Source organism: Gilliamella sp. CG35, assembly GCF_046635745.1.
Taxonomy (GTDB): Bacteria; Pseudomonadota; Gammaproteobacteria; order Enterobacterales; family Orbaceae; genus Gilliamella; species Gilliamella apicola_I.
Map to the genome: position 1 here is coordinate 39,187 of NZ_JBIDFH010000017.1, position 13,473 is coordinate 52,659.

6 protein-coding genes and 2 CRISPR repeat arrays are annotated in these 13,473 nt (G+C 34.0%); all 6 genes read left to right on the forward strand.

Features of this window, described 5'->3' with window-relative positions; all coding sequences use genetic code 11:
* Positions 1 to 68: 68 nt before the first annotated feature.
* The 6 genes from ACGH4F_RS08560 to ACGH4F_RS08585 all read left to right on the forward strand — a co-directional run bounded on the left by ACGH4F_RS08560 (position 69) and on the right by ACGH4F_RS08585 (position 11,931).
* Positions 69 to 752 (forward strand): 7-cyano-7-deazaguanine/7-aminomethyl-7-deazaguanine transporter, encoded by a 684-nt coding sequence (locus ACGH4F_RS08560; protein WP_267351431.1) that lies wholly within the window; start codon positions 69 to 71, stop codon positions 750 to 752.
* 269 nt (positions 753 to 1,021) lie between these two features.
* Positions 1,022 to 6,121 (forward strand): MG2 domain-containing protein, encoded by a 5,100-nt coding sequence (locus tag ACGH4F_RS08565; RefSeq protein WP_411590870.1) that lies wholly within the window; start codon positions 1,022 to 1,024, stop codon positions 6,119 to 6,121.
* 174 nt (positions 6,122 to 6,295) lie between these two features.
* Positions 6,296 to 8,527, forward strand: coding sequence for a penicillin-binding protein 1C (gene pbpC, locus ACGH4F_RS08570; RefSeq protein ID WP_411590871.1), 2,232 nt, complete (start codon positions 6,296 to 6,298; stop codon positions 8,525 to 8,527).
* Positions 8,528 to 8,542: 15 nt separating this feature from the next.
* Complete coding sequence (gene ndk / locus ACGH4F_RS08575) at positions 8,543 to 8,995, forward strand: nucleoside-diphosphate kinase (protein WP_411590872.1); 453 nt, start codon at positions 8,543 to 8,545, stop codon at positions 8,993 to 8,995.
* Positions 8,996 to 9,034: 39 nt separating this feature from the next.
* Positions 9,035 to 9,679: a hypothetical protein gene (locus ACGH4F_RS08580; protein ID WP_411590874.1), complete on the forward strand. Its 645-nt coding sequence runs from the start codon at positions 9,035 to 9,037 to the stop codon at positions 9,677 to 9,679.
* Positions 9,680 to 10,253: 574 nt separating this feature from the next.
* A CRISPR array of direct repeats spans positions 10,254 to 10,953; the repeat unit is 29 nt; unit sequence GTGTTCCCTGTATACACAGGGATAAACCG.
* 273 nt (positions 10,954 to 11,226) lie between these two features.
* The gene (locus ACGH4F_RS08585) at positions 11,227 to 11,931 is read left to right on the forward strand and encodes an OB-fold protein (protein WP_411590875.1); all 705 of its coding nucleotides are present in this window, start codon (positions 11,227 to 11,229) and stop codon (positions 11,929 to 11,931) included.
* Positions 11,932 to 12,385: 454 nt separating this feature from the next.
* A CRISPR array of direct repeats spans positions 12,386 to 13,148; the repeat unit is 29 nt; unit sequence GTGTTCCCTATATACATAGGGATAAACCG.
* Positions 13,149 to 13,473: the final 325 nt, after the last annotated feature.

The window sequence follows — 13,473 nt, forward strand, 5'->3', positions numbered from 1 at the left end:
CCTTAATTACATCATTTTTACGTTAAACATCATGGGTTCTCTCACCCCATTCAAAAAAGGAAACGAATATGTATTTGAATATTCACTCAGACTCATTACAGAAAAAATTTACTCCAGCTCAGCAGCGTAAAGCACTTTGTTGGCTCTCTTTTTTTCATATCTTAGTTATTGCATCAAGCAATTATTTGGTACAAATCCCGTTTGATATCTTCGGTTTTCATACCACATGGGGAGCATTTACCTTTCCATTTATCTTTTTAACCACCGATTTAACCATTCGGGTATTTGGTGCCAGCCTTGCCAGAAAAATTATCTTTGTTGTCATGATACCGGCCTTACTGTTTTCTTATTCTATTTCGGTTGTATTTTTCGAAGGGCATTGGATGGGATTTTCAGCGTTGTGTGATTTTAACAGTTTTGTCTTTCGTATTGCATTAGCCAGTTTTGCTGCTTATTTGGTTGGGCAACTGATGGATATTACCGTGTTTAATTATTTACGAAAAAATAAAGCGTGGTGGGTTGCGCCTTCGGCGTCAGCGGTATTAGGTAATGGTATTGATACTATTGTCTTTTTTGCGATTGCCTTTTATCAAAGTAACGACGAATTTATGGCGAATCATTGGATCGAAATAGCCTCGATTGACTATAGCTTTAAAATTTTAATTTGTGGATTATTCTTCTTACCCCTTTATGGTGTTATTTTAAATTTTTTAATGAAAAGATTAATGACGTTAGCTAGCGCCAATTCATAATTTTGTTCGCTTTTGTAACGAAGCGCCTTCCACTATTTACAAAACTCATTTATTTTCATGAATAAATGAGTTTTGTCTCTTCATCTAATGGCAATAGTTTCTATTAACAATATGTTTTAATAAAAGATAATTTTTTTATCAGACATACTTGAAGGAGTGGCATTGTCTTTAAAAACAACTTTTGCCAAACGTTTTTAGGCAGTGCATAATATAGATAATCAAAAAATGTTGATAATGTAATATTTGGAATAGAAAATAGGTGAAAAATAATGAGCTTTATTAAAGGGTTAAGCGTGTTGAGCTTAATTTTGGTTTTAATCGGTTGTGATAATAATAATAAATCTTCATCGATAGCTAATGAAAACAAAGATAGTCAGACAACAACTCAATCTGTCAATGACAATACTTCAAAGATTAATTCGAATCAAAATAATCAAACTCAAAGTATATTTACTGTTACTCCTGAGTTAAAAGAAAAATATAAAAATAACCCTTTTACTGTCCTTGATACCTCAGAAATGATACTTGATGGTTCGAGTACTTTAGTTGTTACGTTTTCTGTTCCGGTTAACCCTAAACTCAATTTTTCCAATCTTCTAAGACTTGTCGATAAGGAAAAAGGAACGGTTGATGGCGCATGGGAGCTTTCAAATAACGGTTTGGAATTAAGGTATCGATTCCTTGAACCGAATCGTAAGTTAACCTTGACCATTGATAAAATGCTATCTGCTATCAATGATAAGAGTTTATCCTCAGTATATCAAATTGAAATTAATACCCAAAATCGTGAGCCTTTTATCGCTTTTTCAAGTAGTGGAGTATTATTACCCAGCAAATCCATGAATGGTTTACCGGTTACGACACTGAATATTGATAAAGTCGATATAAATTTTTATCGAATCAAACCAGAAAAGTTAGCTAAATTTATTACGAATTACGGATTTATAAACCGTTATTATACTTGGCGTTCACAAAATTTTGAAGAATATATGGATTTATCTTTTTCTTCAAGGTTTGATCTGAATCCTACACCAAATACTCAAGAAACACTATTACTGGATTTATCTAAGTTTTCAGAAATAAATAAGGAAGGCATTTATCTTGCAATAATGGATAAAGCTGGATCTTATAATGATGAATTGCCTGCCACATTATTTTCAATCAGTAATATTGGGATAGCTATTCATGCTTACAACAATGGTAAATTATTGGTGATGACTCATGGATTAGATAATGGCAAACCGTTACCAAACATAAATTTATCGCTACTTTGTGTTAACTCCTCAAATGACAACAATAATAATTGTAATACCCTTTCATTCCAAACGAATAATGAAGGTTTTGCTGAGATCACATTACCAGAAGGATCTAATTATTCATTATTAACAGCCGATGATGGAAGACAGACTTCATTTGTCACCATTAATCGTAATGGCCTAAATTTAACGGACTTTAATCTATCTGGTTCAACTTTTTATTCAAAACAATTATTTATTTTTGGGCCTCGCGATTTATATCGTCCTGGTGAAAAGGTTTATTTTAACGCATTATTACGTGATGCTGATGGACAACAATTACCTGATCAACCAATCATGGTTGAGGTGCTCTCTTCTGACGATAATGTTATAGCAAGTGGTTACGTAAAAAAAGAACCAGACACGCATGGTTTATATCAAGTTGAGTTCACGATACCAAATGATGCGCCAACAGGTAAATGGTCACTTCGTATTAATGTCGGTGATGACAACTATCGTTTTTCTTATTTTAAAGTAGAAGAGTTCCTGCCAGAAAGAATGGCAATGGAAATCAAAGCGCCTTCTAATGAACCTATATCATTTGATCAAGACGTGGAATTTAGTATAAAAGGTTGGTATCTCTATGGTGCACCAGCTTCTGGGAATAAATTGAATGGTAGGAACTATTATAAAAATTTAAGAACTGTTCAGGGATTAAATGATTTTAAAATCGGAAATGTTCAAGGTGAGACAGATTATACTGAGTTGTCTGAAATTGATGAAACTTTGGATAATAATGGTAAAACAGAAATCAAGCTTAGTGCAAATCAGTGGGCTCGTGTAAAAAAACCTATTAGAATCGTGACAAATATAAGTTTATTGGATTCGGGTGGAAGACCAGTTACTCGTTATGCAACTCAAGATATTTGGCCAGCAAATCAACTTCCCGCTTTACGTACTTTATTTAGTGACGAACCTTATTACAATTGGCAGATGGATACTTATAGTGAGCGTCCAACTGTTGACATTGGCGCTTTAGCGGAGTTTGAAGTCGCTTACGTGAATAAGCAAGGTGAAAAACTTGCTACTAATAATTTAATAGCCCGTGTAGTGCGTGAGCGTCGAAATTATTATTGGTCTTGGTCTGATGGAAGTGGTTGGGAGCAACATTCAACTTTAAAAGAGTTTGTTGTTTCAGAAAATAGGATTTCCATTGATGAAAACGCTACAGCTAAAGTCAGCTATCAACCTGATGATTATGGGGCATATCGAATGGAAATTGTTGATCCAAATACCAATGTAGTAAGTAACATTCGTTTTTGGGCTGGCTATGACTGGGAAGATAATACTCAAGGTACAAATAATTTGCGTCCAGATCAGGTAAAATTGAGTATAGACAAAGCATTTTATTCGGTTGGTGATACAGCAAAAGTACACGTACAAGCACCGGCTGCCGGTTCAGGTTACATATCACTTGAAACCAACGATGGAACATTATGGAAAAAAGAAATTACCGTTGACGATGAAGGTCTTGAAGTTGAAATTCCAATTAATGATTGGAAACGTCACGATATTTATATAAATGCAATGATTATCCGACCATCGACGAATGCTGAAGTACAAACGGTTAAACGGGCGGTAGGTCTACTTTATTTACCGTTAGACACGTCAAATCGTCAATTAAATATCACGATTGACGCACCGAATAAAACCGAGCCAGAAAAAACCATTCCAATTAAAATAAGAATGGATAAACAAGCAATTAATAAAGATCATACCGTAACAGTTTTAGTTTCTGCGGTAGATGCAGGCGTGTTGAATATAACTAATTTTGCAACGCCCGATCCTTATACCTCATTTTTAGGACGTAAACGATATGATGTTGATCAGTATGACGTATACGGCAAGTTAATTGAGGCAAAAGGACGAAACATTAAAATGAGTTTTGGTGGTGATGCGGTAGCCGCAGGCGGTAAAAGACCATTAACGGAAGTAAACATCGTTGCTCAACAACTCAAAACGATCCAATTAAATGAAGATGGTGAAGGAATTGTTGAATTAGCATTACCAAATTTTAATGGAGAATTACGTTTAATGGCGCAAGCATGGGATGACAACCGCTTTGGTAAAGCTGAGCAAGCGATGATTGTTGCTTCTCCTGTGATTGCTGAATTGTCTATTCCTCGATTCATATCAGGTGGAGATCGTGCTGAATTAGCATTAGATATCCATAATTTGACTGATACAACTCAAACCATGAAAATTGATGTCGCAACCTCAGGACTGGTTTATCAAACGGAATCGAAATCTATCAATCTTAAGCTTGATACAAAGCAGAAAAATATTATTCAAATCCCTATTATTGCTGATTACGGCTATGGTCAAGGAACCATAACAGTCACCGTAACAGGAATTAAATTGAATGATGGATCGGATTATAAAATCAACCGTTCATGGAAATTAGGAGTCAGGCCTGCCTATTCTGCAACCTACAAAAGTTATGTTGAAGCAATTGATGCAGGTGAAAGTTGGATGCTATCCCCGTCTAATTTAGATAATTTAATTGATAATACTGTTAGCGCTCAATTAATTGTTTCTAATCAGCCACCGTTAAATGTTGCCCAATATATCAAAGAATTGTTTGCGTATCCTTATGGATGTCTGGAACAAACTACAAGTGGCTTATTTCCATCTTTATATGCTAATAGTGAACAGCTAGCTGCATTAGGCATCAAAACCGATTCGGATGAAGAACGTCGTCAAAATGTTCAATTAGGGATTTCTCGTATTTTATCAATGCAAAGAAGCAATGGTAGTTTTGGTCTTTGGAGTAGTGAAAGTAATGAAGAATATTGGCTTACTGTCTATGCCACTGATTTTCTACTTCAAGCTAAAGAACGAGGTTATCAAGTGAATGATAAAGCACTCAATTCAGCGATGACACGAATTGGAGAGTATATCTATTCCTCTTCAGTTCTTGATAACATGAGATATTATTATCAAAATTCAGATAGATATGATCATACAGAGCTTTCGATAAAAGCTTATGCGTTAATGTTAATGGCAAAACAAGATAAAATTACTTCGATAATGCGTAATGAAATTAAAAATCTATCTCGAAAAATTATAGACAATAACATAGCGTTATCTCCACTACCTATAATGCAGTTAGCATTAACGGCAAAACTTACCGGTTATGAAGAATTATATCGAGCTTTGATGGAAGAAGTGAAAAATACAAATTACGAAAACGACATTAATTATTATGGTGATTACGGTAGTGAACTTCGTGATGACGCTTTAGTATTAGCGATTCTTGTTGAAAATAAAATTGGTACGAATTTGCAAACTGAATATCTATTTAAATTATCTGATTTATTAAATGACAAACGTTATCTATCAACGCAAGAATTAAATTCACTGTTTATTGCGGGATGGTCGTTAGAACAACGCAAAAGCACACAGAAGTTTAAAGTAGCAGTGAATAATGAAGTCACTTCGGCTAGTGGGTCATTTAAACGTAATTTTAATTTTAACGATATAAATCACGGATTAACTATCAGTAACCCACAAAATGATAAACCGCTATATATTAAATTAACCGTATCAGGTTATGCTAAAACAGCACCTGCACCAACATCAAATGGGAACATCTTAAGGATCAGTCGAAGTTATTATGATATGAAAGGCAACCCTATTATTCCTACAGATGTAAAAGTGGGTACAATGATGCTTGTCATCTTAGATGTAAAATCGCGAGAAAGAATTCAAGATGCGTTAATTGTTGATTTCTTACCTGCTGGATTAGAATTGGAAAATCAAAATCTTATAGGCAGTAATGTCAGTTTAGATTCTATTCCTGGGTTAGCCAATTTACTCAATAATCAAGATAGTAGTCATATTCGTTATCAGCAATATCGTGATGATAGATACGTAGCGGCTGTTGATATCCAAAATTATATCGGCAGAAATTTGTACGGTGAACGTATGGCTTATTTAGTTAGAGCAGTGACGCCAGGTAGCTATATGGTGCCTTCTCCATTTGTTGAATCAATGTATCGACCGGAAAGATTTGCGATTGGTCAAACACTAGATATGATGACAATATTTCAACCTAAAATTAAAAATGATTAGCAGTATAAACTCATTAAATTAATTATCATCAAAACATCCGCCAAATAAAATTGGCGGTGTTTTTGTGTAAAAATCTCTGTTAACTCCTGAAATTAGATAATGACAATGAAGATAATAAAACGCCTTTTTAAACTTCTTATTTGGCTATTCATTTTCGGATTTTTTGGGTTAATTATGTTTCTCATCGCTGATTACCTTTTTCCCATATCAATTTCAAAAAATAAACCTACTCAAACAATAGTTGCACAAGACGGAACACCTTTGTGGCGATTTGCTGATGAAAATGGTATTTGGCGTTATTCCGTAAAACTCGATGAAGTCCCTGATTATTATCTGGATGTTTTATTAAATTACGAAGATCGCTATTTTTATGAACATGTTGGGATAAACCCTTTTTCTTTGCTTCGTGCTGCTTGGCAAAATATCAATAATGATAGAATTATATCTGGTGGTAGTACAATATCAATGCAAGTTGCCAGATTACTCTATCCTCATGAACGAACGCTTTCAGGTAAATTAAAGCAAATATTTCGAACTTTACAACTTGAACTGCATTACAGTAAAAAAGAAATACTCACGCTATATATTAACCATGCTCCTTATGGGGGAACAATAGAAGGTATTGGTGCTGCGAGCTGGTCATATTTTGGTAAAAAACCCAGTGCGTTAACTCGTAGCGAAGCTGCTTTATTAGCGGTTTTACCCCAAGCGCCAAGCCGATTAAGACCGGATAAATACCCAGAGCGAGCCAAACAAGCACGCGACAAAGTCTTGGATCGCCTAGCAACATATCAAGTCTGGACACCAGCAATTATTGAGCAAGTTAAGCAAGATGAAGTGTGGGTACATCCTCGCAAATCCCCACAACTTGCCCCATTGCTATCTTATCGTTTAAAGCAGCAATATCCTAATGATGAAATTATTCATTCAACTATTGATCCTTCACTTCAATATCATCTTGAAGATATGGTATTAAACCGCAAAAAACAGTTACCCCCTAAAACATCGCTTGCGATATTAGTTGTCGATCATACTGATATGACGGTGAAAGCATATTTAGGATCAGCGGATTTTAATGATAAAGAACGCTTTGGACAGATTGATATGATTAAAGCACTACGATCACCAGGCTCAACATTAAAACCCTTTATCTATGCTTTTGCGATTGATGATGGAATGATTCATTCTGAATCTTTACTGCAAGATGTGCCGCGTATAAGTACTGATTATCGACCCACTAATTTTGACGAAGATTTTAACGGACCCGTCAGCGCCTCAAATGCACTGCGAAAATCCCTTAATCTTCCGGCAGTACAACTTATTGAACTCTATGGTCCAAAACGATTTGCAGCTAAACTTTTTAGCGTGGGGTTGCCATTGATTTCACAAGGCAACAATCCTAATATCGCTTATATTTTAGGTGGGGCTTCGTTAAGAATGGATAATTTAGTGAGTGCTTACAGTGCCTTTGCTCGACAAGGTGAAGTTAGCCCTTTAAGATTTACTCAAAATGAACCTATCATTAATCAACCGTTAATTTCTGAGGGTAGTGCATGGATCACAAAACAAATGCTTATTAATAATAATCGCGTTTATTATAAAACAGGAACCAGCTATGGATATCGAGACGCATGGGCTGTCGGCATCAATCCTCGTTACTTAATTGGAGTATGGGTTGGTCGTCCTGACGGAACACCAGTAATAGGTCAATATGGTGCAATTACCGCTACCCCAATTTTGCAACAAGTAAACTCAATATTATTAAATAAAGAAAATCGAATTAATCGACCGTTACCAATTTCGGTTAAACCGGACTCGGTCACATCAGAAAAAATATGTTGGCCTACTGGACAAATATTACCTGTAACAGATGATAATTGTCACCGTCAAAAAACGGCTTGGGTATTAAATAACATGATTCCACCAACGCAAAATTCATTAAATGAACTTAAAACTATTTATCGCACTGGTTGGATAAATGTATGGATTAATGATCAAGGAAAACGTGTTGCGCCTGATTGTGCTGGTGCTCAGAAAAAAACAATAGCACTTTGGCCTATAGCACTGGAAAACTGGTTATTACCGAAAGAGCGAAGAAATTCACTTATTCCACCAATCGATAAAGATTGTCCTATAATGGAAAAAAATATTTTTTCTACACTAACGATTATCGGATTGAAAAACCAGCAATTTGTTAAATCGCTACCGGGACAAAATCAAATAAATATCGAACTGTTTGCCGAAGGTGGAGTGGGCGAAAAATGGTGGTTTCTAGATGGAGAACTTGTTGCCCAATCAACTGATAATGATAAAATCGCATTAACAATCGTTAAAAAAGGACAACATCGATTATTATTACTCGATGAAAGTGGACAAATAACACGAATCCAATTTACTTCAGATTAACAAGGATAACGCACAATGGCTATTGAACGTACTTTATCAATTATTAAACCCAATGCCATAAAAAAACATTTAATGGGCGAAATAGAAACTCGAATAACTCAAGCAAATCTTAATATCATTGCAATAAAAATGCTTAAATTGACCCAAACACAAGCTGAAGGTTTCTATGCCGAACATCAAGGAAAACCGTTTTTCAATAACTTAATTAAATTTATGATTTCTGGTCCGATTATAGTACAAGTATTAGAGGGTGAAAATGCTATCAAACGTTATCGTGATCTTATGGGCCCAACGGATTTATCAAAAGCCCCTACAGGTACATTACGTGCAGATTTTGCTGACAACGTAACTGAAAATGCCGTTCATGGTTCTGACTCATTATCATCAGCTGAAAAAGAAATTGCCTATTTTTTTGTGGACAGTGAAATTGTCGGCAGCGACCATGTTTCCCCGCATACACAAAGATAAATTACCGATATAACACAAATTACATAGCGTTAAAACAAAATGATAAAACACCTTTTCTTATCTATTTTTTTATTTCTGGTAGGTAGTTATACAACAAATAGTGAAGCTAATAATCTAAAAAAGTTTTCAATAAACTTTATAGAAGAAAAAAGCAGCGCAGAAGAATTCCGTCATATGAAAAAAATTTATGACCCAATGATTGAAAAAAATGATAAAAGATTCATAAAAACAGAATCATACCTAAAAGTGAACAATAAAACCTATATAAATAATTTGAACGATAACGAATCCATGAAAATTCATGACTATTATGGTTATTGGAAGCCCTTGAATAAGGATATTATTACAGTTTCATCTTATGAAGATAGCGAGGTTAAAATTCAGGATAACAAAAATAATACCATTACTTTACAAGGAATACCCTATATAAATAAGGCAAAAACGCATTTTACTACCTTTTATTTAGATTATGAAGGATCAAAATCAATTATAGACTTATATAAGATTAAACATGATTATATAGAGCATAATTTTTGTTTCGAAACAGAAAAATGGATTATTTGGGATTTGGTTTGGAATGACAATATTCTATACATAAAAGTCACGGATACTATATGGAATGAAAAAGGTTCTTTTAGTACTGATTATAAATATAAAAAATTAATTATTGAGAAACTTAATTAACACCCCAATGAAAACAGTAAAAGCTATTTTATCATTACTTCTAAAAGCATAACACCTTCTATTAAAGGTCAAAGAATAATATAGATTGACCTTAAAATTTAGGGCATGTGACTAAATATACAAAAGGGTCATAGAGTATCGTAATCAAAAAAACTCGTTACAATAGTGTAATTGTTACCACAAGGAATATCCTTCTATAAATAATAATAATCTAGATGAGAAAACGCATATTTTAAGTGGGACATGGCTAGATTTCATTTAAAAAATAATAATATAAAAGGGCTCGATTACTACCCAGTAAAGAGATCATAAGCCAAAAATTTACACAGTTAAGCAGTGCCACAGAAAAAATGACTAAGGAATATGCCGATCAACTCACTATTGCGTGGTGCGAACAAAAATTATAGAAAAAAATGTCGTACAAAATTCCTTACTAATTACGCTTAACATTATGATAATATTATAAATTTAAGCCGTTAATGCTTAATTATCAATTGCTCAAAAAAGCATCAAAAAATTTGGTAGATTTTTTCACCTTACTATTTTAATTAATAAACAATGGGTTATAATAAGGGTGTTCCCTGTATACACAGGGATAAACCTTTTACAAACCCAGTTGAAAAATATCAACGATAGTGTTCCCTGTATACACAGGGATAAACCGTTTTTATTGGTCAAAATATAGATTATGTGTATGTGTTCCCTGTATACACAGGGATAAACCGGCTCGTATACATTTCCCTGCCACGTGACAGGGGTGTTCCCTGTATACACAGGGATAAACCGAAAAACAATCAATTAGCGAGTTGCTTTACGAAGTGTTCCCTGTATACACAGGGATAAACCGGAATATCACGAGCTGATTATTAAATTAATCAGGTGTTCCCTGTATACACAGGGATAAACCGCGCTAATCTTATTAGTTGTTATTCTGCCGAAAGTGTTCCCTGTATACACAGGGATAAACCGTGTTTTTTTGTAATAATCCATAATCAATCCATGTGTTCCCTGTATACACAGGGATAAACCGGAAAAATAGACCGCTTGTCAGGGCGTTGTTAAGTGTTCCCTGTATACACAGGGATAAACCGATCTTCAATCGTATAATTATATTTTTGAATCAGTGTTCCCTGTATACACAGGGATAAACCGTAACTTTACAACAATCACCACGAGGCGCACAAGTGTTCCCTTTATACACAGGGATAAACCGGCTAGTTAAATAGTTCCATGTGGGACTATTTAGTGTTCCCTGTATACACAGGGATAAACCACCAAATATAGTTATCTATCCAACCTAACCTAGGGTGAACTAAATCTGCCGACTATAGGCTTTTTACATTACACTATAGGTCAAGCAAGCAACCCAACCCAAATCAAACCAATAAAACGGTGACCAAACAATTGGATCAACAAACCATTACGATGACATGTGTGATGTTAACTGACATGGTAAATACAAATTATATTATTGAAAAAATTTGAAAAGTTGTATTTAATTTGTTAAGTTATGCTTTTTATAAATTTTAAGTTACAGGAAATATCACATGAAAAAAGTAGTTTTTAGCGCCATCCTTGCTTGTATTGGTTTTAATGTCTCAGCAAATGAAAATGCAAAAAGGATCATTGAATTTTTAATAGAAGATGATATAGCTGTGTTCAGAGCGAATGGAAAATCAGGTTTTATGGATGCAATGCCAACGGTTAATGCTGCACAGCTAATTAAAGAATATGGTGATAACCAATATGTTTATGAAAAAAAATATGATAAAAATTTGGTTAATATTAAAACAGTTGCATCAGGAGTAAAAACCAGTTTGACAGGCGATCCCTATGTAGTAGCAAATGGAAAAAATCAATTTGAATATGTTTCGCTTGAATTAAAAAATAAAGATGATGCCATGAATATCAATAAAGGAACTAAGCTTGATATGATTTGTCTTGGCTCTAAAAATAATGTCATTTTTCCTTCGTTGAAAAGTTGCGTAACCGCTGATAGTTATTTCGATAAGTTCCTCAACTCAGTAATGAGCGATCTAAATAAATTAAATATAAATGATAAACCATCAAATAAACTTGAGGCTGTTTATTTAGCAATGTGGGAATTCGATAAGCAAAAACCAAATACATTAGAGAAATTTAAAACAGCTGAGGATTTTGAAAAAAATCAAGCAGATTTCATCGAAATTATGACATTAGCACAGACTAAAGCGAAAGATGGGGTCAAAAAATTTACATTACCAAAACCATAAAAAAGCCCTTTTAGGGCTTTTTTTCTATGCTAGTTACATGTTTTACGCAATTCAATAATAAACGTTACACCAATATTATGTAGAATAATAAAATATTAAACAAAATTAAACGATATTTTCACTTAAATGATATCAACAAATGAATTGGTATCAAATATGTATGGAAAGAGCAATAAGATTAAATAATACAAAGAGGTATAATGCACGGTAATTTGTCATTAACTTTTAACCAATCGATTACAGACATATGATGATTGCAAATTGGTTGGTAGACAAAAAAATTACAAGAACGTGTATTGTAAAAGCTCCCTTATAAATCATATTTAACAGTTTGATTAAATTATAAATTTAAGCTGTTATTGCTCAATCCTTAATTGCTCAAAAAAGAATCAAAAAAATCGGTAGAATTTTACACCTCCCTATTTTAATTAATAAACAATAAGTTATAATAAGAGTGTTCCCTATATACATAGGGATAAACCCGATGCGGTTATGATGAATCAGATACTAGAAGAGTGTTCCCTATATACATAGGGATAAACCGGGGGCGAACACGGTTCTGAGGATGAGGCTGTAGTGTTCCCTATATACATAGGGATAAACCGTCTCTTCGCTCCCTCTTGCGTTACATTCATAACGTGTTCCCTATATACATAGGGATAAACCGGGGATATGATGAGATACCGCTTTGACATGTTTGTGTTCCCTATATACATAGGGATAAACCGAGATAGCCAAATCGTTACATTTAAAAAATGTAGTGTTCCCTATATACATAGGGATAAACCGGTGATTTTAAATGAATAAAAACATCAAATATGTGTGTTCCCTATATACATAGGGATAAACCGTACCGTCTGCGTTTAAAACTGCGTCAGTTGCAGTGTTCCCTATATACATAGGGATAAACCGATGCGGGTGCGGATCAACAGTCTCAATTTTTGGTGTTCCCTATATACATAGGGATAAACCTTAACTGCAGCAGTTAATTTTTTACTGCCGTCGGTGTTCCCTATATACATAGGGATAAACCGCCGACGTGGTCGGCAAATGAGTTTTTTTGAGAGTGTTCCCTATATACATAGGGATAAACCGCGATACAACCCCGAAATTAAACGTGCGGCGTAGTGTTCCCTATATACATAGGGATAAACCGCTTTGAAGCAGTTACGGAAAATACCTAACAACGTGTTCCCTATATACATAGGGATAAACCACATTAACGACAAATCATTTTTTGAGGTTTCTTCTAAAGCTTCAATAATTGATTTACCTAAAATTTACACTATTTTATATTAATAATTAGTGGTGAATACCAAGCTTAATCTTAAACACTTAACACAGCTATACATTTAATTTAATTCTAAATTATGCTAAAAAAAATTGCATTTAATTGTAAAACAATGTAATTTAGAACTTTAAAATTTTTATCAAAATTAAAATTCAAAAATAACTAAAAACAAAACTATAATTTCTAGGAATGATATGGATATAAGGCAGCTGTTTTCGGATTGTTTCAACGTGCAATCAAATAACCGATTA

Coding starts and splice junctions, on each gene's coding strand:
- ndk (WP_411590872.1), top strand. CDS start 8,543: ATGGCTATTGAACGTACTTTATCAATTATTAAACCCAATGCCATAAAA.
- ACGH4F_RS08565 (WP_411590870.1), top strand. CDS start 1,022: ATGAGCTTTATTAAAGGGTTAAGCGTGTTGAGCTTAATTTTGGTTTTA.
- ACGH4F_RS08580 (WP_411590874.1), top strand. CDS start 9,035: ATGATAAAACACCTTTTCTTATCTATTTTTTTATTTCTGGTAGGTAGT.
- pbpC (WP_411590871.1), top strand. CDS start 6,296: ATGTTTCTCATCGCTGATTACCTTTTTCCCATATCAATTTCAAAAAAT.
- ACGH4F_RS08560 (WP_267351431.1), top strand. CDS start 69: ATGTATTTGAATATTCACTCAGACTCATTACAGAAAAAATTTACTCCA.
- ACGH4F_RS08585 (WP_411590875.1), top strand. CDS start 11,227: ATGAAAAAAGTAGTTTTTAGCGCCATCCTTGCTTGTATTGGTTTTAAT.